Consider the following 20247-nt stretch of genomic DNA (forward strand, 5'->3'; position numbering starts at 1 on the left):
GCGAGTGCATGGCTATCCAAAATCGCCAGTGTCTGTTATACATTGCGTAATTCCATGAGAATGTCACCGATTGGGGCAGAAATTTCTTCTCCGTTCAGTCTTTGGTAACGTTGGTGAGCTTCTGACCATTTATCGTAGGGAAAGTCACCCGGAATCTGCTTGCGAGCTTTCGCAGTTTGCGCCCGTTTACTATTCACAGCCAGATACTTTCCTATAACCTTTTCCCACCTGTCTTGGACTTGCTTTGTCTCTGGTGCACCACCCATATCCTCAAAGTGCCAAATCAGCCAAACCTCAAAGCATGGAATCGAAGTAATCAGCACGCACGACTGTCGCGATTGCCTCAAGTCTTTGATTTCTTTTCCGAAATTGTCTTGGTCGAAAACGGCCCAAACTTTGGTGTACTGGGCACCTTCTCTTTTGGCCTCGCGGGAAAACTTGTTGGCGGCTTCTACTACTTGTTTAGGCGAGGCTCCTTTAATCGTCTTAATCCGCAGGCTGGGAACAGATCTTCTAAAGTGCTCAAAGTACTGCCTCTCGGTAACCTCTCCATTGGTGACAATCAGGAACGTAGGTCTGGCACTACGTGAATGTCTCCTAGCCATCTGTCAAGACCTCGTACAAATCGGCAGTGTTGATGTTGGGGACGCTCCCGAATGCGCCTTGGAAGTATTGCTTGGCCAGATTTGATTCTTTTCGAATTCCTTTATCGATTTGGTACAGTACACAGCCCTCACCTGCGCTTTTCTCGGTAAACCACGTTTCATGAGGCGCCAAGGCAGAATCGGGATACCTATCCAACAACGTCACATCATGGGTGTTGAAAATAAGCTGGGCACCTTTAGCATTAATCGCTTCATTCTTAAATAGTTCCACCAATTCCCGCACCAAAACAGGATGCAGCGATTCATCGAGTTCATCGCAGACCACGACAGCTCCCTTTTTCAAACCATATATAGCTGGAATCGCGGTGTTCAGCCAGGAAATAGTGCCTCTGGATTCGTCGACCAGGTTGAAACTAACCGTCTCGCCATCAGCTGGGGCAACATGCTGCAACACGATACTTTTCGCAATCTGTTCCAGTTCCTCTTCGGGAAGTTCACCGATTTCTCCGGTCTCTCCGAGTTCGGCACCTCCCCTTAAAATCTTGCTAACCGCGTTAGCGATTTCTATGTATTTAGCCGGCACCTGATGCTCATCAACTGAGATTCCGCTTATCCCCAGGTCGGCTAGCTTCAAAGTCTCTACCGCCAGCTTGACCCAGCTTCTGTCGCCGAGTAGCACATTGGTCAACCAGTTATGCCGAACCATTTTGTCCACCTCATCGGGCCAGATAAACAGGAATCTAGCTAAACCATTTACGAACTCCATGACCGCCTCAGATTTGAACATCCGAGCCAGATTAATGAAAAGTACATCCGGATTGACGCCAATTTTTTCCAGTAAAAGGTCGGGGACACCCGCAACAATACCCTTGGAACCGAATCTCTCAATCAGTTTCACTGGTCGCGACTTTCGCCACCTGGTAAGGGTTTCTTCCTGGACGCCGGAGCTATCAACTGCTACCTGGTATCTCCACCTCACGTCATCGAGAACCACCTCTAGTTCGTAGCATGTAGGCTGGGGATTCAACTCGGGAAACAGTCTATTCGGTTGGTGAAGTTCAGATGGAGACCGGTGTGCGTCTCGGATTGACCTGATTAACAGAGCTAATGCCTCTAAGAAAGTAGTTTTCCCCGAAGCGTTACTTCCGAAGATTCCCGCGACACGCTGCGTGTGTTCCGCCCATGAATCGCCCTTGGGAGGAGTTCTTCGCCGTTCCAAAACAGCATCCGACATGCTTAAAGTGGAGCGGGTTGCGAACCCCTTGTAGTTTTCAACGGTGAAAGATAGCAGCACAACTCAAAGTCTACAATACTTATTTGCATTTTTTGCAAATTATCCGCAAATTTTGCGTTTAGCGGGTGCGCGGCACTTTGGGGTTCATGAGGTGCTTGCGCAGGTTTGGGCACAAATTTGTAATGTGGACTTGCTTACAATTAAAAGCTTCGCCCGCAGCCCCCGGATGGCACCTATAAAATCCAACACTCACACCTCGGTCAGAGCCTGAAGCGTGCTGGTATTTGCCGCTTCGGCTAAGGGGTACGCAATCGCGCAGCGATTGCGAATACTCCGACAGGCAGAGCGACCCTTGGCGGTTAACTTTCGTACAAAGGTATCTTAGCGTTACCCCAGCAGAGCGAGTGGGACGATGGCGATGCCGTCGGGGCGGCGGAATGCGAACTGTCCGGTGGTGATTACGATGCGTTCGACCAGCCGTTTTCCGATTTGTTCGCCCAGCCAGTGCAGGTGCTTCAGGTCGTTTTCACTCACGGTGGTGGCTAATTTGACCTCGAAAGCAATGACTTTCCCATCGTAGCGCTCCAAAATCAGGTCGATTTCGTGTTCCCCGGCGCGGGTGCGCAGGTGGTAGCACTTGGCTTCAGCGGCTTGTCCGGCCGCACGCACAGTTAAAGTAGCCAGTGCCTCAAAGAGCTGCCCGAAGGTTTCCATACTGCCGGGGTTGCCACTGAGCAGTGTTTCGGGGGTGGTTCCCGTCAGAGCAGCGGCGATACCGGGGTCGAATAGTTGATGCTTGGGTCCGAAAGTGAGTCGTTTCAGGGACGTTCCAGTCGGTGCCCAACCGGGTACCGGATCGAGAATCCGCAGTTGGGTCAACAACTCGCGAATATTCTGGGTGGTGCTTTTCGCAGGTTTATCGGGCTCTCCGGGACTAGCGGCATCCAAAATGGCAGAGTAGCTGGCGGTGGTTGAGGATGCGGCGGCATAGGCACTCATCCAGACTCTAAGACTTTGGGGTTTACGCATCAACACGCCTTGTTCGGGGATGTCATGGTCGATAATGCGCTGAATATAGCCATCTATCAAAATCCGTCGGGCGCGTGGGGAGGCGCGGAAAATCTGGGGCATCCCGGTCTCACAGATAGCCTGGGCATAATCCGGGAGTCCAAAATTGGTTTCCCCGGATATTTCCGCGTCGCCTAAGAACAAGCGGCTAATGAACACGCTGGGGCTGGTGCTGGGACGCTCGGCCAGGCTCAAGGGGCGCAGTCGCAGCGAAGCGATACGTCCCGCTCCGCTGTGTGTGTCCACCCCGGAAACGGGCGTGGCGCTGCCGGTCAGCAGGAACCTGTTGGGTGTTTGTTGATCCACGAGGCGGCGTACCGCGTCCCACACGGGTGGGTATTTCTGCCATTCATCTATGCAGGTTGTTGCGTATTTAGTCAGCTGGTTTACGGTATCGGCGGCGATGAGTTGTCCCACCTCGGGATTATCCAAAGCCAGTACATGCTCTACCCACCGCTGTGCGGTTTCGGTTTTCCCTACGCCCTTGGCGCCGTCAATCGCAATCGCGGGCAGCTGCGGGAACAATTCCCGTAGTTCTTCGTCTAAATACCGGGGTAGATAGTCCTCGGGAGCGCCAGGAATTTTCGTGAGCATACCGGCATTTTATCAGTCTATCGGTCGATTTGCCGGAAACTTATCGGTCGTTTTGCCGGAAACTTATCGGTCGTTTTGCCGGGAACTTATCGGTTGGTTTGCCGAGCTGTCACCAAGTACTTTGCCGAGATAGCGCTGGTCGCTTTACCGGTTTCATGAGGTGCTATTCGATACCACCAGCACTGTCACTAGATGCGAGCTTTCTCATATTCCGTGGAAATTTAGCCAGCAAGTCCTCCGGTGGCCAGCAGGGCTTCACAGATTTGGAGTTGGGAAGGAAGTATCCCGCGTCGGTGAGGGGGTGGGAAATCGCTTGGGAGCGTTTTATCCCGTCTCGAAGGTCGAACAGTAAGTAACTGGCCGAAAGTACTACAAGAACTAGCCCTAAACTTAAGCTACCCCGAAAGGTTCAAAACAAACTAACAAACCAAACCCCACTTAAAAAACTTGACAAGCTTACATATACCCCGAAATCCGGTTATCTCGACCTCGAGATAACCCTGTGACCTTGGGTTTTGTTATTGAGAATCGGTGAGAATTTGCTTATGTGTTCGTGGTCTCGACCCGCAGTAACGCTGCTAGAATTCCCCTAGCCGCTGCGTGGAAAGGATTTTGATGCTGACCGATTTGCCGCTCGAAGAATTGCAGGTTTTTGAACCCGATGTGAAACAACCCCAGGATTTCAAGGATTTTTGGGATAAAACCTTGGCGCAAGCGCGCGAGACCCCCGCTGGGATGAGCCTGGAACCAACCCCGACCCCACTGGAGACCCTGGAATACTATGATGTGACTTTCCCGGGATTTAACGGCGATTCCATCAAAGGCTGGCTGGCGGGGAAGCCCGGGTTCACCCAGGCCGACCCGCAACCCGTAATCGTCGAGTACCGCGGCTATGGTGGGGGTCGTGGCCTGCCTGGCGAGGAACCTTTCTGGCCCTCGAGCGGCTTTGTGCATTTTTTGATGGATACCCGCGGCCAGGGCGGGGATTGGGGCAGCGGCGGGGACACCCCCGACCCGTATCCGGTGAGCCCGCATGCTTTGGGGTTCTTCACTAACGGCATCGAGTCGCGCGAGACGTATTATTACCGCCGCCTGATAACAGACGCAATCCGGGCGGTGGACGGGGTGTTGACCTTGCCTTTTGTTGATTCTAAGCGCGTGTTTTGTGCGGGTGCCTCTCAAGGTGGGGGGCTTGCGGCTATCACTAGTGCGTGGCATCCGCAGGTGCGCGCGGGACTGGCGGATGTGGCCTTCCTGGGGAATCTGTTACGTGGGGCGATGCTCACTGACACAGTGCCGTACTACGAATTGGCTCGGTATCTGCGGGTGAAACCACAGCGGATAGAGGCGGTGCGCGAGACTCTGGCGTATTTCGACGCGGTGAATTTCGCGCGCCTGGCCGCCACACCGTGCTACTTTTCGGTGTCGCTGCAAGACGAATACGTGCCGCCGTCTTGCACGTACTCGATTATCAATCAGTGGGCGGGCGATAAATCGGTAGAGGTCTATGAATTCGCCAAACACCAGGGGGTGGGTTTGACACACCGCTACAAGCAGCACGCCTGGCTACAGCAGTTCCTGGATATCTAGCGAGGCGCTGGTGCCACCCCAGAGCGTCGAGCGACAAGCACCTCATGAATCCGCACCACCCTATCGGTGGTAGGGCGAAACCAAGTCGGTGAGTCCTTGCGAGGACTGCGCGACCGCCTGGCCGGCCTCGAGGGTGGAGCGAGCCCCCGCCGCGCTTTGTTGAGCACTCTCCGAGACGCTGCCGATGGCACCAACGATTTGTTGGGTGGTGCCCGCAGCGCCTTGTACCACCGCCGACATTTCGTTGGTGGTGGCGGTTTGCTGTTCTACGGCCGAGGCGATGGTGGTTTGCGAATCGTTGATGCGCTCGATAATCTCCGAGATTTGGGCGATGGCCTCGGTGGCTTTAGCGGAGTCTTCCTGGATAGAGGCTACCCGCTGGGTGATATCGGCAGTTGCATTGGCGGTTTGCGCGGCCAGGTCTTTGACTTCCCCGGCGACCACCGCGAAGCCTTTGCCGGCATCCCCGGCACGCGCCGCCTCGATGGTGGCGTTTAGCGCCAACAGGTTCGTTTGTTCCGCAATCGAAGTAATCGACTGGGTAATCTCGCCAATTCCTTGGGAAGAAGCCTCGAGAGTAGTGATGACCTCGCTGGCTTGACCCACCGTAGTGACAGCCTCGGCGGCAACCAGGGAAGCCGAATTCGCGGACTCGGAGATTTGGCGAATCGCTTGCTGCATTTCCTCCATTGCCACGTTTAGGGTGCCCATATTGCTGGCGAGCTGCTGGGCTTGCGCATTGGTTTGCTCGGCTTGCTCCTGGGTTAGCGCGGCGGTTTTATCCAGTTCGGCGGCGGTTTCGCTCAAACCCCCGGCGTGTTCGTTCAGGAAGGCGGCGGTTTCACCCACCGAGTCGATTAGCGAGTTAACCTGTTGGTTTTGACCATTAAAGGCTTGGGCGAGTTCCCGCATTTCCGGCACGCCACGTTTATCGTTGAGTTGGAAGTTCAAATCATAGGGATCGTGGTTGCGCAGCGCCGAGGTGTGCCCCGAAAGCGGGCGGTTTACCCGACGAAGTACCGTAAAGAGGAATACGAGCATTCCCAACGCTAGGAGGGTGAACACAGCAATCAGGGCGTAAATGGTCAGGTTTTGAAAAAAGGTGGCTTGCGTGATTTGATTCTGGCCTTGGGAGCCCATCCCGGATTCTATGGTGTTGAGATTGTTTAAGGGTGAGTCCACGGCGCGTTTGGCGTTCGCATAGGATTGGCCGAACACTAGGTCGGAGGCGAGTTTTTGTTGTTTTGCGGCGTCTAGATTTTTTTCTTCGGGGGTGAAGTTGTAGTTTTCCATATCTGGAGGGAGGGTGGAAAAGTCTTCGCCGCGAGAGAGGGCAGCTAGCGCCATGGCGTGCAGTTCGTCTTGGTCGGTTTGCTTGGTGGCTTCTTTTGATTTGTTAATCAAGTCGAGGAGTTGGGGGGAGCCGCCATTCTCTTTGATGAGTTTTTCGCCGTATTCGCGGTCTTTCAAGACGTATTTTTGGTTGAAATAGGTCGAAAGTGCTTCCGACAGACCGGAGACTACGTAGACACGGGAGGTGTCGGTTAGTTCCACTGAAGCTGATTTGAGGGTGGCGATGCCGATTTCGCGTTCGGCGGATTGGTGTTGTGCCGCGTTTACGGTTTTGGAGGCGAAAATGGAGCTGATTTGAACTCCGAGACCCACCAGCGCCAGGACTATGACAGAGGTTATGGTCATTTTTACCATGAAAGAGAATCGCATTTTTTCACTCCTTGTTAGGCAATTGGCGGGTTTAGGGTGGCGTAGTTCAGGGCGAATGATTCCACGCCCCAGGGTGCCATGACTTGTTTGAGGATTCCTTGATCCATGAGTTTTTGCAGTCCGGCTTGGGTGGCTTTCGCTAGGGGTTCATTGTTTTTAGCGGTGGCGAGGCCTTGCGGAGCCATTTGGAAGGATTCGCCGACGGAGGCGAAGTTTTTGTTTCTGGTTTCGGCGTACTTGATGATTGCGCTTTCTCCGATAATGGCGTCTATGCTGCCGTTTGCTACTTCGTTGATGAGTTTGTCTTGGTCTTTGTCGGCGACGATTTTTATGGCGGTTTTCCCGGTTTCTTTACAGGTTTCGCTTAAATCGTGCAGTAGTTCTTCTTGGGAGGTGTTTGATTTGGCGGCGATGGTGAATCCGCAGGGGTCGCCGTAGTCAAAATTTTTGGGGTTGTTTTTTTGAGTTCCGTAGATGAACCCAGACTGAATGTATGCTACCATGTTCAAGTCTCGCATGCGGGATTTTTTCACGGTCATGGCGGCGGCGGCCATGTCATAGGTTCCGTTGTCTACTTGGGAGAGGATCGAGTCGAAGTCGACGTCGCTGAATTGGACGTTCTTGATACCCAAAACTCGGGCTAGGGCTCTTACTACGTCCACTTCGTAACCGGTTGCTTGGTTTTTATCGTCAAAGAATCCGGCCGGAATGTAGGGGGAGTCGATGGCGACTTTCAGGAGTTCTTTGTTTTTGGCAGGGACTAGGGATGAAATTTCTTTGTCTTCGGGGATGGTGGACGTGTCGAATGAGTCTACGGCGTGGTTTGCTTTCCCGGCGCAGGCGGTCAGGGAGAGACATAGTGACGCGGTGCATAAAAGTGTAAAAATTTTACGAATCTTGTTCATGTTTAGTATCCCTTGCGTGGAATTATGTTGAGTTCTGGGCACTTGTTGTTTTTGAATATGCAAAAGAGCCACAGAACTTTAATGTGCATGACTTGAATGCGCTCCTATTGTAGCTCTATAAATGTTCGCGGGGTTTATTTTTTAGATATTTTCGTAAATCGGCTAGCCGAGCAGAGTTGTGACCAGGAGCCTAACGTAACGTCCGTAAAACTTGAGCCACTTCATATCAAGTTTAGCTAGCACTCTTGGGTCAAGAGTGCTAATATTGATGTTGTCAGATAAGACGCCGGTTGGTCGGGTTGGCCACGCGGACTTGGTTGGGTTCACGAGGTGCCATCCGAAAAGCCGGCTCGGGGCCAATCCCGGCGGCAACGCCGGGAATCACGGGCGGAAACACCGCCCGGGAATCGCCCCGTCAAAATTGAGAGGATGATAAAAATGACAACTTTACGTGACCCGTTCCAAGAACTAGATCGGCTGTTCAACACTTCGCATGGCCCGGCGGCACCCGCAATGCCGCTTGACCTGTACCGCGATGGAGACAAATTCGTAGCGAAGGTGGATTTGCCTGGCGTGAATCCCGCGTCTATTGATATCGACGTGGAAGACCGCACCTTGACCATCAGCGCTAAGCGCGAGGCGGACGACAAAGACGACCGCCAGTGGCTGACCCGCGAACGCCCCTCAGGCACCTTCGCGCGCCAGTTGACCCTGGGGTATGGCCTGAGCCTGGATGCGATTGCGGCCGATTACAACGGTGGGGTGCTGACCGTAACCATCCCGATTGCCGAAGAAAACAAGCCGCGCAAGATTTCTGTCAGTGTGGGCGACAACGCCGACAAGATTATCGAGAACTAGCCTCGGTTTGCAACCGCCGGGGTTTCCCGGTGGTTGACCTGGTTGACGGGGTTTACCTGGTTGACTAGGGGGTGTTGGGTTCATGAGGTGCCATTTGGAATGGCACCTCATGAACACTTTTAACCCATTTCAAAAACCAGCGCGAGCGATCAGCCGAAAAAACGACGCCGCGTGAAAACAAAGCTCCAAACCGGGAAACCCCGCCACTACACATTAAACTTGAATTCGACCACGTCCCCGTCTTGCATGACGTAGTCTTTGCCTTCCTGGCGGATTTTGCCCAGTTCCCGAGCCTTATGTAAATCACCGATTTCGACCAAATCGTCATAGCTGATGATGTCGGCTTTGATAAAGCCGCGTTCAAAATCGGTGTGAATCACCCCGGCGGCCTGGGGGGCAGTCCAGCCCCGGTGAATCGTCCAGGCACGCGATTCCTTTTCCCCGGCGGTCAGGAATGTTTGTAAACCGAGCGTGGCGAATCCTACACGCGCCAACTGATCCAAACCGGATTCTTGCAGTCCCGCATCCGCTAGCATCTCGCGGGCGTCGGCCTCGTCCAACTCCACCAGTTCGGCCTCGAAAGCGCCGTCCAAAAACACAGCTTCGGCCGGGGCAACCAAGGCGGCCAGCTCCTCGCGTTTAGCCTGGTCAGCGAGCCCTTTAGCGTCCATATTGAACACATAAATAAAAGGCTTGGAGGTCATCAACTGGAATTCGCGAACCAGCTCCCCATCCAGTTCCCCGGCGGTAATGGCGGAGGAAAGCGTGCGTCCCGAGTTCAGGATTTTCTCGCACTGTTCGGCGGTGGCCAGCACTTCCTTGGGGGTTTTCTTGCCGGAAACCTCTTTACGCAGGCGGGGAATCGTCTTTTCCAAGGTCTGCAGGTCGGCCAAAATCAGCTCGGTGGAAATCGTTTCGATATCACTAGCCGGGTCGATTTTGCCTTCGACGTGAACCACGTCAGGGTCGGTAAAAGCCCTGGTCACCTGGCAGATAGCGTCGGCTTCACGGATATTGGCCAGGAACTGGTTGCCCAGGCCCTCGCCCTTAGAGGCGCCTTTTACTATCCCAGCGATATCCACGAAAGACACGGTGGCGGGCACGATTTTCTGGGAGTTGAACATTTTCGCCAACACGCCCAGGCGCTTGTCCGGCAGGGGCACCACGCCCACATTCGGTTCAATAGTGGCAAAGGGATAGTTCGCCGCCAGCACGTTCGCGCGGGTTAGCGCGTTGAAAATCGTGGACTTGCCGACATTGGGCAGCCCCGCAATACCGATTGTTAAAGCCATGCCTCCAGCTTAGCGGCTGGCGGGTGGCTTGGGGACATTTATCATTCGAACTGGGTGGTGCCCGCGGTAGTGCCCGGTTCACGGGCTGGCACCTCGTGAATCGGTCTGGATGTAGTCACAGGACGCCACCGATACTGTGGGCTGGCACCTCATGAATCCGCAACGAAACCGCCTGGCGCGCCTGTGGCAAACGGTTAGCGCAGGTTGGAACCCCGCCAGGCCGCGCCCCACGAGGTTAGCGCAGGTCGCGCGGCAGGGCAAAACGGGTGGTTTCCTCAAGGGTTTCCACCGGTTCCACGTCGTCGAAGCCGTGCGCTGCGAGCCACTGCAAAACCTCGTCTACCAAGACTTCCGGCACTGACGCCCCGGAGGTCAACCCCACGGTTTTGGCGCCCTCGAACCAGTCTGCGCACAGTTCCCCCGCCCCGTCGACCCGGTAGGATGCCCCCGCCCCGGCCTCGCGCGCGACTTCCATCAGGCGCACCGAATTCGAGGAGTTCGCCGAGCCAACCACTATCACTACGTCGCACTTCGGGCTCATGGCTTTGACCGCACCCTGGCGGTTTTGCGTGGCGAAACAAATATCGCCCGAAGGGGGGCTTTCCAGTCCGGGGAAGTGTAGTTTCAGTCGCGCTACCGTTTCATTGGTCTGGTCTACTGACAGGGTGGTTTGCGACAGCCACACCATTTTGCGTTTGCCGTTGGTTGCGCTATCCGTTGCGTCCGTTGCAGCAGTTTCATGGTTGACGTGGTTGACGGATTCATGAGGTGCCAGTTCGGGTTGCGAGCCCGGCACCACATTTCTTGCCGGATTTGGGCTAGATTCGCCAGGAGCCAGCCCAAAATCTTGGCGCTCCTTCGGGCTTGGCGCCGGGTTTTCCCCCGGGGTTTCGGGCTGATTCCCGGTCAAAATGCTGACATCCTGGTTCGTGTCAATCACCCGAATCCGGTCGGGGGCGACCCCTTGGGTGCCTTCGACTTCCTCGTGGCCTTGGTGTCCAATCAGGATAATGTCATATCCCTGGTCAGCGAAGCGTTTGGCCTCGCGGTGTACCTTGGTGACCAGGGGACAAGTCGCATCAATAACCTTGAGCCCGCGCGCTTCGGCTTCGGCATAGACCGCCGGGGCTACGCCGTGAGCCGAGAAAATCACTCGTGATCCGGATGGCACCTCGTGAAGTTCGGAAACGAAAACCGCTCCGGCCGCCGCTAACGTGCGCACCACGAACTTGTTGTGCACGATTTCCTTGCGGACGTAAACGGGGGCACCAAAACGCTCCAAGGCGCGTTGCACCACGGTAACCGCGCGGTCGACCCCGGCGCAGTACCCGCGCGGGGATGCCAATAAAACCTTGCCCATCACGTGTTATCTTAGCCGAGCTTTCGGGTGGGTACAGTGCGGGGGGCGGCAGGTGGGGGTGGCAGAGGTTTTTACCGTTGCACGAGGTGCCATCCGAAAAAGCGCCTTAAATACGATGTGACCTGGTCTTATATCCCCAGTAATTGGGCTGGCGACGAAGCGAATTTTTGGGGCGTGGCGGGTGTGTAAAGTAGAGGACATGGAAGATAGAAATGAACGCCTCCTCGCGCCACGGGCCTTGCAAACTACCCGGGATAACCCCTGGCCTTTGGCGCTTTTGCTCGAGAAAATGGATGACTACATTGACCGGATGGCACCCACCTGGGTGGAAGCCCAGGTCATCGAGTACAACCAGCGTCCGGGCAACCGGATGTCGTTCTTTCGCGCCAAAGACCTGGAGGCTGACATGTCCATGCAGGTCAAGGCCTTTGGCAATGTGATTGCGGCGGCCGGACCGGCGATGCAAGCGGGGGCGCGGGTAGTGATGCAGGTCAAACCGGATTTCTATACTAAAACCGGGGATTTGTCGCTGATGGCTGCCGAGATTCATCCCGCCGGGATGGGGGGGATGCTAGAGGAGCTGGAACGACTGAAACAGCGCCTCGCAGCGGAGGGTTTGTTTTCCCGGGAACACAAGAAAGAACTGCCGTTTTTACCGCGCCGGGTGGGGTTGATTTGTGGACACAAGGCTCGTGCCCAGGCTGATGTTAAGGAAAACGTGTGGCGAAGGTGGCCTTTGATGGAGTTCGAAGTGCGCGAGGTTGCGGTACAGGGCGAGAATTGTCCTCGCGAGGTTGCGGCAGCCATAGCTGAACTGGACACGGTGGCGGATATCGATGTGATTGTGGTGACTCGCGGCGGGGGGGCTTTCGAGGATTTGCTGGGGTTTTCTGATGAAGGCGTGGTTCGCGCGGCTTTCGCCGCGCAAACCCCGATTGTCTCGGCGGTGGGACACGAAGAAGACACGCCTTTGCTGGATTTTGTGGCGGATTTCCGAGCATCTACCCCCACGGATGCCGCTAAACGTATCGTGCCGGACTGTGTCGCGGAATCGGAATTGATGGAACGGGGGCGGCAAAAAATGCGCCAGGCGGTGGGGACGCGGGTTTCGGCCGGCCTGGAGTGGCTGCAGGCTATGCGCAGCCGTCCCGTGATGCAAAATCCCGGGGCGGCGCTGGAACAGCGTCGCGGTGATATTGCCCACGGCGTGGAAATCATGCGCGCGCGAATCGCCGAGATTTTGGCGGTTTTCCGACAGGATTTGGCCGCCGACCGGGCGACTTTAACCGCGATTTCGCCGCGTGCCACTTTGGAGCGCGGCTATGCGGTGTTGCGCACTCCCGGACGGACTTTGATTACCGATGCGACCACCGTAAAGAAAGGTGATCTGTTGGAGGCTGTCTTGGCTCGGGGTTCGCTGGTGGCCTCGGTGGTGGGTGCGAACCCGGGTGCGGGGACGGCACAGTAGTTTTTTTACGAAAATAACTGATAAAGGAGGAATAACATGGCAGCAAAACAAACCGACAAGGACGCAGTCAAAAACCCGGACACAGCCGCAGACGCGCCGGATTTCGCGGATATCGCGGGCATGTCTTACGAACAGGCTCGCACGGAGCTGATTGGGGTGGTACAAGGCCTGGAAAACCCCGAGGCGCCCCTGGAGGACACGATGCAACTGTGGGATCGGGGCGAGGCCTTGGCGGGGCACTGCCAAAAAATTCTCGATGCCGCTGCCGCGAAACTCGCGGCACGCCAGGCCGAAAGCGCCTAGCCTTCATAGACGCGAGGATATAGCTATTCTTCATTCGGTTAACACAATCTGTGGTGGGAACGTACTACATTCCCACCACAGATGTTCATCCTGCTAGAGCCTTACCCTACAGATACAAGCGCTGGATAGCCTTTTTCTTCTCATATTCTTTCCGAGCTTGCTGGGTGGAATCAAGACGAGAAACCTCGGCTACTGCCACATCCCACCAGCTGGAGCTGGGTGGATTCGGACCATACAAATCCGTTTCAATGTGAATCATGGTGGCTCGGTCGGAAGCCTTAGCCTTACGGAAGGCTTCCCGGAATTCATCCATAGTGGATACGCACAGCACGTCAAGCCCCCAAGACTGCGCGTTCTTGGCGATATCTACCGGAATATATTCACCCGGTTCATTGTGCGCCGCTCCACCACCCATGGTGTAGCGGGTACCGAAACGTTGGGAACCATGGGATTCAGACAAAGCTCCGATGGAAGCGAAACCGTGGTTTTGCAACAGTACATAGATTACTTTCAGACGTTCCTGTACCACAGTGGCCAGTTCCATCGGCAGCATCTGATAGGTACCATCACCCACAATTGAAACCACTTCCGATTCGGGGTACGCCAGTTTCACCCCCATTCCGGCGGGAATCTCGTATCCCATAGTGGAGAAAGCGTATTCCACGTGGTACTGCTTGGGATTCTTGGCTTGCCACAATGCCTGCAGGTCACCCGGCATGGAGCCGGCGGCGTTGATGACAATATCGTCGTCATCCATCATTTCATTCAAGGCACCAAAGACTTCGAGCTGGGAAGGCAAGGGCTTGTGGTCTAGATGATAGAGCTCGCGGGTAACTTTCTCCCAGGCGGCCTTTTCCTGGGTGATTTTCTGGGTGTATTCGTCGCAGACGTGCCAGCCCTCCAAGGCTTTCGTCAAGTCGGTCAGGGCTTCACGGGCATCAGCGACCAGCATTTCTCCGGCATTTTTAATGGCATCAAATGCTTTGACATTGATATTGACAAAGGAAACGTCCGGGTTCTTGAACGCAGTGCGTGATGCCGTGGTGAAGTCCGAATAGCGTGTGCCCACCCCAATAATCAAATCCGCCTCGTCAGCCAGGTGATTAGCGCTGTCGCATCCGGTGGAACCCACCCCTCCCACGGCCTGGGGGTGGTCGAAGTTGATAGCGCCTTTACCTGCTTGGGTGTCAGAAACTGGTATTCCGGTGGCAGCGGCGAAATCGCGTAGCGCCTGGGAGGCCTCGGAGTATTTCACGCCCCCACCGGCCACAATCAGGGGCTGCTTCGCGGCTTTAATGGCCGCAACTGCCCGATTCAGAGAAGCCCGATCCAGGGGGGAACGGCGAATATGCCACACGCGCCTCATGAACGCCTTGACCGGGAAATCGAAGGCTTCGGCCTGGACATCTTGGGGCAGCGCCAAGGTGACCGCCCCGGTATCCGCCGGGTCGGTCAAAGCGCGGAAAGCCTGCATCAGGGATGGAATCAGCTGTTCGGGACGGTTAATGCGGTCAAAGAACACGCTGACCGGGCGGAACGCATCGTTGACCGAGATGTCAAGGGTCTGAGCGTTTTCTACCTGCTGCAATACCGGATCGGGAGTGCGGGTGGCGAAAATATCACCGGGGAACAGCAGTACCGGCAAACGGTTTGTTGTGGCCAAAGCCGCACCTGTCACCATGTTGAGCGCACCCGGGCCAATCGAAGAAGTACACATATAAATGCGCTGCCGGTTAGTGGCCTTGGCATAAGCGGCAGCTGCGTTGACCATACCCTGCTCGTTACGGGGCATGATATAGGGTAAGGAACCGCCGTCTGGTTCCGGGTCGATTTCGTTTTGAAGTATTGCCTGACCGATACCGCACACATTGCCGTGTCCGAAGATACCGAAAGCCCCGGAAACAAAGCGGTGTTCTTGCCCGTCATGTTCAATATATTGGTTCACCAGGAAACGAACGATGGCCTGGCCTACTGTCAAACGTACTGTTTCTACGTTGGTCATTATTTCACCTCTGATTTGTTGATTGGAAAGAAAGGAACCCGGGTGTCAATCTCAAGGCCTTCCCACGCCTGACGCATCCAGGTATGAATCGGATCATCGCTCATCAACCACACCGAATCCTCGGCGGGGCCACCCATGACATTCAGATAATACATGTCATAGCCGGGTGCGGCCGCAGAAGGACCGTGATAGCCATGTGGCACCAGCACTGTGTCCCCCGAACGAACTTCGGTACACACATCAATGGGGTGACTGGGGGAATCGTAAATCCGCTGTAAACCGAAACCAGCGGTTTTCTGGGCACTGTCAGCCAGGCCACCTTCGCGGATTTCGTAATAATAGATCTCCTCCAAAACCCGCTCGGTGTCGGTGTGCTCATCGTGTTTGTGTGGGGGATAGCTCGACCAGTTCCCCCCAGGGGTGAGTACTTCGGTGACTAGCAGGTGCGAGGTCTCTAAGGTGTTACCAAGGGCGTAGTTGTTGACTTGCCGGGTCCAGTTACCGGAACCGCGAATCCCGCAGTTTACTTCCGCCGCAGGACAGTAGCGCAGGGGAAAATCTTTGGTCGCCTTGGTCGCCGGGAGGGCAAAACGGCCTTCATGAGTGGCAGTGAGCGTGAATTCAGTGTGACGTGGAACATAGAGGTAATCAGTGACACCTGTCCAGACAGATTCCCGTCCTCTTAGTTCAAAACTTTCGCCAGCAATCTGGATTTTTGCTGCGCCCTCAAAAGGAAGCACCAGCATTTCTTCCTCGCCGGTGTCGATGTGTTGGTGTTCATCTTTTTGTAAAGCTAGTACGCGCAGTGAGCACCATGTCCATCCGGCTCGTTGGGCAGAAATCGAGGTTTGAAATTTACCAGTGGCGGTGCTTCCGGCCTTGACCACATATTTTTCATTGTCACTCATAGTAACCCCACAGTGTTATCGACGGCTTTTGCCACGTCGTTGTCGGCTGGGAACAGGAGGGAACGACCAATTACCAGGCCGAAAACATTCGGTTGTTGCAAGGCGATTCGCCACTTTTCTAAAGCCGCGTCGGCATCTTTTGATACCTCGCCACCTAGGATGAGTGATGGTAGGGTCGATGCCTCCATGACCCGTTCCATGTCATCCACACAGGGCAGCTTTAGCCAAGTGTACGCGGAACTGCGTCCCAGCCCAGAGGCGATAGCCATGGATTTAATCACCGCCTCGGGGGTTAGGTCATTGACAATTGAGCCGTTAACCCAGTTGGACATAAACGGCTCAATCATTGTAACCAGGTGTTGCTGGGACATGGCATTGACCACGTCAGCAGTCGCTTTGAGGGTGTTGGCGGTAGCCGGATCTGCCAGGTTGATTCGGGTCAGGGTTTTACCGCCATCGAGATGCGCGGCCGCAATCCCGGCGGGGTCGTAACAGTTGAATTGGTCATCCATTTCAAACTTGGCTCCTTGCAAGCCCACCCGGTTCATGGAGCCGTAGACCAGTTTTCCTTCCAGGGCTCCCAGAAGAGTTAAATCCTCAATGATGTCTGCGGTGCCTAGAAAACCGTTAACTCCAGGTCGGCTCAGCGCTTCGACGCAGCGTTCCAGGACATCAATACGGCTGGCCATGGCGGTACTGTTTCCCCCCGCGCCTAGGGCACCTCTCGCGGGGTGGTCGCAGGCAATAATCATGAGTCTCTCGCCGGTTTTGAGTTTGCCCGGTTGACGAGACTCCAGCGCCTGCGCAATCCGTTGCGGTTCGTACATTCTAATTTCGGGAATCTCTTTTATAGCTACCATTTCTCTGCTTTCACTAGTTAGATGAGCCTCGCCGCTCAAAACTGCACCAGGTGCGGGTGTGTCCCTTTCGTGCACGCCCGTCCTTGGCCTTAACCACAGCAAGTATCTCTTGTTATAACCTGCTATGTCAAGTATATGTTAGTACATTAAACGTCAAAAAACAACACCAGAGGTTACAATTTTCGTCGGTGGGCTTCGTGGTTCTTGGATTTAGCGCATACTTCCTGTTCATAAGTGGTTTTTAGCTTGCTAGATTTCCGTCATATCCTGTTACGCTAGTGCGGTAACTTCCCAGCTGTAAAGGATCAGCAAGTAGGTGTAAAGTAGCGTCTGGGCAGTAAATTGCAGACAAATGCAAATTTTCACTTTTTCTGTCTTGACAATATGCTGGTGTAAGGGTAAATTTGTGCTCACATAGGGCGGCTTGGCGTTATTGCTTCGCTGTTTAAGTTCCGGTTTCATGGTTGATGCCGGATGTCGATATAGAAAGAGAGTAGCCATGAGCAAAAACAGAACTATAGGTGTGGGCGTAATTTCTCTAGGTTGGATGGGGCGCCTACATACTCGTGCTTACAAAACAATGGCGGAAAAGTTCCCCGAACTAGACGCGAGCATTCGTCTCGTTGTAGCGTGTGACCCCGTTGAGGAAAACCAGAAGCTGGCTACTGAAGCGCTTGGTTTCGAGAAGGCGGTTTCCGACTACCACGATGTTATCAACAACCCTGAGGTGGACGTAGTCTCTATCTGTTCACCGAACTTTTTGCACCACGAAATCGGTATTGCTGCGGCCAAGGCCGATAAGCCATTCTGGATTGAAAAACCGATGGGTGTGTCAGCGGTAGAGTCTCGGGAGATAGCCCAAGCAGCCGCCGAGGCTGGGATTGTGACATCGGTTGGCTTCAACTACCGCCACGTTCCCGCCATCGAAGAGGCGCGTAGACTAATCGCTGCAGGCAAACTCGGACGCATTACCAACGTTCGTTGCTGGTTGTTAGCGGACTATGCATCTAGTCCCAAAGGAGCTTTTACTTGGCGATATGAACGCAAGCGAGCCGGTTCTGGTGTTGTTGGCGACTTGTTGAGCCATGGAGCTGACCTAGTGCAGTATCTATTGGCGGATCGAATCAAGTCGGTTTCGGCTCTCACTGACACCTTTATACTTAATCGCCCAATCCCGCTTAAGCAAGGTGTTGGTCATACCGGGTGGGTGGTTTCCGACGAGACCCGTCCTGTCGAAAATGAAGATTACGTTGCTGCTATGATTCGTACTGATGCAGGTGTCGTAGGTACTTTGGAATCCAGCCGTGTTGCGGTCGGTCCGCGTGCTGAATACATCATCGAAGTTTACGGTACTGATGGTTCAATCCGTTGGAATTTCGAGAAGCTCAACGACCTTGAGGTGTGTCTTGGCCAGGACAATGGTGAAGTGCATGGATATGTCCGATCGATGGCCAACCCACATTATCCCAATTTTATGCGTTTCCAACCCGGTGCGGGCACCTCAATGGGATTCGATGATCAGAAGTCCGTTGAATGTTACAAATTCTTAGCTGGCGTATTGGAAAACAAACAACTTGGTCCATCCACAGCCGATGGTTGGGCAGCAGCAGAAGTAGATGAAGCCATCGTTGCTTCTGCTGCCGATGGCCGCTGGCATGATGTTGCTGTCGTTGACGGTCCATTGACCTACAACTTGGGCTTTGGCGAGTAAATAAGGAGGGACAATGTCAGGAAAAACAATGCTTTCTAAGCAGGAAGTAACGAAACTTACAGCCGACACCCCGATGTCGGGCAAGCATCGCGGGATTGCTTTGGTTGCTGCCACAGCCACATTGGGTTCCTTCCTGTTTGGTTACGACACTGGCGTTATCTCGGGGGCTTTGCCGTACATGCACATGCCGGTACAGGCCGATGGTTTCCTGTTGAGCTCGTTCACGGAAGGCCTTATCGGCTTCTTTCTGCTGGTAGGTGCGGCGTTTGGGGCGCTATTCGGCGGACGTTTATCTGATAAATATGGACGCCGCCACAACATTATTATGTTGGCTATCCTCTTTGTGATTGGGGCGCTAGCCTGTACATTCTCGCCGAACCTGGTGGTAATGTACATCTCTAGGTTCATCTTGGGTATGGCTGTTGGCGGTGCCTCTGCCACGGTTCCGGTTTATCTGGCCGAGGTAGCTCCGAAGCGAATTCGGGGTACAATCGTGGCAATTGACCAGCTCATGATTGTAACTGGACAACTTTTTGCATTTATCTTTAACGCGATTATCAACCTGGTTCAGGGCGGGCCGAAAGTAAATGTCGAGGCCGACCCGTCGGGCACTCTGACCACGCTTGGGGTGCAGCCGTGGTCTAACATCACCAAGTTCCACAACATTATGGGTACCGATGAGTATCAGGCGTTTGTAGAACAACTCGTCTATCACGGTGTCCACGCTGGTAACGGTTCGACCTGGCGTTACATGCTCGTGCTTTGCACCGTTCCGGCTATCGCCCTGTGGCTGTTGATGCGTTTGATGCCGGAGTCACCGCGGTGGTATGCGGTCAATAATAAGTACATCGAGGCCATCGGTGCGCTTAAGCGGGTTCGTGATCATCGTGACGGCGCGATTGAAGACGAGGTAATGGAAATTGTTGAAAATAACGAACAAGATTCCACGGCTCGCAAGGGGAAGCTGGGGGATATTTTCCGCATTCCTTGGGTGCGCAGGTTGTTCCTGGTGGGGATGCTGTTGGCAGCTTCCAACCAGCTCAACGGGGTAAATACGGTGATGTACTATGCGCCAAAGGTGCTGGAGTATGCAGGTATGGATACCACCGCCGCGATTACCGCGCAGGTAGCCAACGGTGTCATGTCGGTTGGTGGCTCGGCGCTGGGTCTTTATCTAGTTTACAAACTGCGGCGTCGCACGATTTTGTTGGGCTGTGTCGCGGCGGTGTTCGTCACCCTGGGTACTATAGCGGTATTGTTTGGGACTATGATTCAGCCGCACATGGATCAGGGCACGGTGCCGCCTCCGATTGCGGCTTATCTGATTTTGGTGCTGATGGGTATTTTCATGTTGATTGTGCAGTCTTCCAACGGTCCGGTTGTGTGGACGATGCTGGGTGAGATGTTTCCGGCTCCGGTTCGTGGCGTTGCTAACGGCAGTGCGGTTTTCTTTATGTGGATTGTGAACGCTTGTGTGACGCTGCTGTTCCCGTTGCTGATTGACAACCTTGGTGGTGGTTGGACCTACGCTATCTTCGCGGTCATTAACGTAGGTGTCTTTTTCTTGTTGTGGAAGTGGATGCCCGAGACCAGCAACCTCTCGATAGAAGAAATCGAGGTGGAGATGAAAAAGGAGTTCATCCGTTCTGGTGACAAGGTGACTGATTTCTAAGCAATAGGTAGACAGTAGGCAACAGTAAACAAGCAAAAGGCTGGGTTCGAGGAGTTGGACTCAGCCTTTTGTTGCGTTGTTGCTAGAGTTGGTTA

General features: G+C 54.4%; 17 protein-coding genes. 6 read left to right on the plus strand and 11 right to left on the minus strand.

What is annotated here, in order from left to right; all coding sequences use genetic code 11:
- Positions 1-35: 35 nt before the first annotated feature.
- The 3 genes from HMPREF0577_RS09250 to HMPREF0577_RS09260 form a co-directional block, all read right to left on the minus strand.
- Positions 36-605 (minus strand): RloB family protein, encoded by a 570-nt coding sequence (locus HMPREF0577_RS09250; protein WP_004013597.1) that lies wholly within the window; start codon positions 603-605, stop codon positions 36-38.
- On the minus strand, positions 598-1839 hold the full coding sequence (locus HMPREF0577_RS09255) for an AAA family ATPase (RefSeq protein ID WP_004013598.1): 1242 nt from the start codon (positions 1837-1839) through the stop codon (positions 598-600). The genes HMPREF0577_RS09250 and HMPREF0577_RS09255 overlap by 8 nt, the downstream gene beginning before the upstream one ends.
- A 387-nt stretch (positions 1840-2226) precedes the next feature.
- A complete protein-coding gene (locus HMPREF0577_RS09260; protein WP_004013600.1) occupies positions 2227-3501 on the minus strand; it encodes an ATP-binding protein in 1275 nt (424 codons plus the stop codon).
- Between the two features lie 615 nt (positions 3502-4116).
- Here HMPREF0577_RS09260 and HMPREF0577_RS09265 point away from each other — a divergent pair.
- Positions 4117-5091, plus strand: a complete 975-nt coding sequence (locus tag HMPREF0577_RS09265; protein WP_004013601.1) for an acetylxylan esterase — start codon at positions 4117-4119, stop codon at positions 5089-5091.
- Between the two features lie 60 nt (positions 5092-5151).
- Here HMPREF0577_RS09265 and HMPREF0577_RS09270 read toward each other — a convergent pair whose 3' ends face one another.
- The 3 genes from HMPREF0577_RS09270 to HMPREF0577_RS11220 all read right to left on the minus strand — a co-directional run bounded on the left by HMPREF0577_RS09270 (position 5152) and on the right by HMPREF0577_RS11220 (position 8115).
- Positions 5152-6813, minus strand: coding sequence for a methyl-accepting chemotaxis protein (locus HMPREF0577_RS09270; RefSeq protein ID WP_004013602.1), 1662 nt, complete (start codon positions 6811-6813; stop codon positions 5152-5154).
- Between the two features lie 14 nt (positions 6814-6827).
- Entirely contained in the window at positions 6828-7718 is an 891-nt protein-coding gene (locus HMPREF0577_RS09275; protein WP_004013603.1) for a transporter substrate-binding domain-containing protein, read from the minus strand.
- Between the two features lie 274 nt (positions 7719-7992).
- Positions 7993-8115, minus strand: coding sequence for a hypothetical protein (locus HMPREF0577_RS11220; RefSeq protein WP_004014039.1), 123 nt, complete (start codon positions 8113-8115; stop codon positions 7993-7995).
- Between the two features lie 41 nt (positions 8116-8156).
- Here HMPREF0577_RS11220 and HMPREF0577_RS09280 point away from each other — a divergent pair, with 41 nt between their 5' ends.
- On the plus strand, positions 8157-8576 hold the full coding sequence (locus HMPREF0577_RS09280; protein WP_004014040.1) for an Hsp20/alpha crystallin family protein: 420 nt from the start codon (positions 8157-8159) through the stop codon (positions 8574-8576).
- A 206-nt stretch (positions 8577-8782) separates the two neighbouring features.
- On the opposite strand, the gene ychF is transcribed toward HMPREF0577_RS09280, so the two are convergent.
- Together ychF and ispH are read right to left on the minus strand one after the other, a co-directional pair.
- Positions 8783-9868 carry a redox-regulated ATPase YchF gene (ychF, locus tag HMPREF0577_RS09285; RefSeq protein WP_004013606.1) on the minus strand — a complete coding sequence of 362 codons (1086 nt, stop codon included), beginning with the start codon at positions 9866-9868 and terminating at the stop codon, positions 8783-8785.
- A gap of 235 nt (positions 9869-10103) precedes the next feature.
- On the minus strand, positions 10104-11228 hold the full coding sequence (ispH, locus tag HMPREF0577_RS09290) for a 4-hydroxy-3-methylbut-2-enyl diphosphate reductase (protein ID WP_004013608.1): 1125 nt from the start codon (positions 11226-11228) through the stop codon (positions 10104-10106).
- Positions 11229-11427: 199 nt separating this feature from the next.
- On the opposite strand from ispH, the gene xseA reads away from it, so the two are divergent.
- Positions 11428-12696 (plus strand): exodeoxyribonuclease VII large subunit, encoded by a 1269-nt coding sequence (gene xseA / locus HMPREF0577_RS09295; protein ID WP_004013609.1) that lies wholly within the window; start codon positions 11428-11430, stop codon positions 12694-12696.
- A gap of 36 nt (positions 12697-12732) precedes the next feature.
- Positions 12733-12999: an exodeoxyribonuclease VII small subunit gene (locus tag HMPREF0577_RS09300; protein WP_004013610.1), complete on the plus strand. Its 267-nt coding sequence runs from the start codon at positions 12733-12735 to the stop codon at positions 12997-12999.
- Between the two features lie 106 nt (positions 13000-13105).
- On the opposite strand, the gene iolD is transcribed toward HMPREF0577_RS09300, so the two are convergent.
- Genes iolD through HMPREF0577_RS09315 form a run of 3 tightly spaced genes read right to left on the minus strand, consistent with a single transcriptional unit; the run spans position 13106 to position 16769 of the window.
- Positions 13106-15001: a 3D-(3,5/4)-trihydroxycyclohexane-1,2-dione acylhydrolase (decyclizing) gene (iolD, locus tag HMPREF0577_RS09305; RefSeq protein WP_004013611.1), complete on the minus strand. Its 1896-nt coding sequence runs from the start codon at positions 14999-15001 to the stop codon at positions 13106-13108.
- On the minus strand, positions 15001-15909 hold the full coding sequence (iolB, locus tag HMPREF0577_RS09310) for a 5-deoxy-glucuronate isomerase (RefSeq protein WP_004013612.1): 909 nt from the start codon (positions 15907-15909) through the stop codon (positions 15001-15003). The genes iolD and iolB overlap by 1 nt, the downstream gene beginning before the upstream one ends.
- Positions 15906-16769, minus strand: coding sequence for a Cgl0159 family (beta/alpha)8-fold protein (locus HMPREF0577_RS09315; protein WP_004013613.1), 864 nt, complete (start codon positions 16767-16769; stop codon positions 15906-15908). Before HMPREF0577_RS09315 ends, iolB begins: the two co-directional genes overlap by 4 nt.
- 499 nt (positions 16770-17268) lie before the next feature.
- On the opposite strand from HMPREF0577_RS09315, the gene HMPREF0577_RS09325 reads away from it, so the two are divergent.
- Positions 17269-18480 carry a Gfo/Idh/MocA family protein gene (locus HMPREF0577_RS09325; RefSeq protein ID WP_004014050.1) on the plus strand — a complete coding sequence of 404 codons (1212 nt, stop codon included), beginning with the start codon at positions 17269-17271 and terminating at the stop codon, positions 18478-18480.
- Positions 18481-18493: 13 nt separating this feature from the next.
- Positions 18494-20152: an MFS transporter gene (locus tag HMPREF0577_RS09330; protein ID WP_004572084.1), complete on the plus strand. Its 1659-nt coding sequence runs from the start codon at positions 18494-18496 to the stop codon at positions 20150-20152.
- The last annotated feature ends 95 nt before the right edge of the window (positions 20153-20247 follow it).

Source organism: Mobiluncus mulieris ATCC 35243, assembly GCF_000160615.1.
Classification (GTDB): Bacteria; Actinomycetota; Actinomycetes; order Actinomycetales; family Actinomycetaceae; genus Mobiluncus; species Mobiluncus mulieris.

Bases quoted from the DNA above. Each gene is read 5' to 3' on its own strand.
- iolB (WP_004013612.1), bottom strand. From the start codon at position 15,909: ATGAGTGACAATGAAAAATATGTGGTCAAGGCCGGAAGCACCGCCACT.
- HMPREF0577_RS09250 (WP_004013597.1), bottom strand. From the start codon at position 605: ATGGCTAGGAGACATTCACGTAGTGCCAGACCTACGTTCCTGATTGTC.
- HMPREF0577_RS09270 (WP_004013602.1), bottom strand. From the start codon at position 6,813: ATGCGATTCTCTTTCATGGTAAAAATGACCATAACCTCTGTCATAGTC.
- ychF (WP_004013606.1), bottom strand. From the start codon at position 9,868: ATGGCTTTAACAATCGGTATTGCGGGGCTGCCCAATGTCGGCAAGTCC.
- HMPREF0577_RS09265 (WP_004013601.1), top strand. From the start codon at position 4,117: ATGCTGACCGATTTGCCGCTCGAAGAATTGCAGGTTTTTGAACCCGAT.
- xseA (WP_004013609.1), top strand. From the start codon at position 11,428: ATGGAAGATAGAAATGAACGCCTCCTCGCGCCACGGGCCTTGCAAACT.
- HMPREF0577_RS09260 (WP_004013600.1), bottom strand. From the start codon at position 3,501: ATGCTCACGAAAATTCCTGGCGCTCCCGAGGACTATCTACCCCGGTAT.
- HMPREF0577_RS09280 (WP_004014040.1), top strand. From the start codon at position 8,157: ATGACAACTTTACGTGACCCGTTCCAAGAACTAGATCGGCTGTTCAAC.
- HMPREF0577_RS09275 (WP_004013603.1), bottom strand. From the start codon at position 7,718: ATGAACAAGATTCGTAAAATTTTTACACTTTTATGCACCGCGTCACTA.
- HMPREF0577_RS09300 (WP_004013610.1), top strand. From the start codon at position 12,733: ATGGCAGCAAAACAAACCGACAAGGACGCAGTCAAAAACCCGGACACA.
- HMPREF0577_RS09325 (WP_004014050.1), top strand. From the start codon at position 17,269: ATGAGCAAAAACAGAACTATAGGTGTGGGCGTAATTTCTCTAGGTTGG.
- HMPREF0577_RS09330 (WP_004572084.1), top strand. From the start codon at position 18,494: ATGTCAGGAAAAACAATGCTTTCTAAGCAGGAAGTAACGAAACTTACA.
- ispH (WP_004013608.1), bottom strand. From the start codon at position 11,228: ATGGGCAAGGTTTTATTGGCATCCCCGCGCGGGTACTGCGCCGGGGTC.
- HMPREF0577_RS09315 (WP_004013613.1), bottom strand. From the start codon at position 16,769: ATGGTAGCTATAAAAGAGATTCCCGAAATTAGAATGTACGAACCGCAA.
- HMPREF0577_RS09255 (WP_004013598.1), bottom strand. From the start codon at position 1,839: ATGTCGGATGCTGTTTTGGAACGGCGAAGAACTCCTCCCAAGGGCGAT.
- iolD (WP_004013611.1), bottom strand. From the start codon at position 15,001: ATGACCAACGTAGAAACAGTACGTTTGACAGTAGGCCAGGCCATCGTT.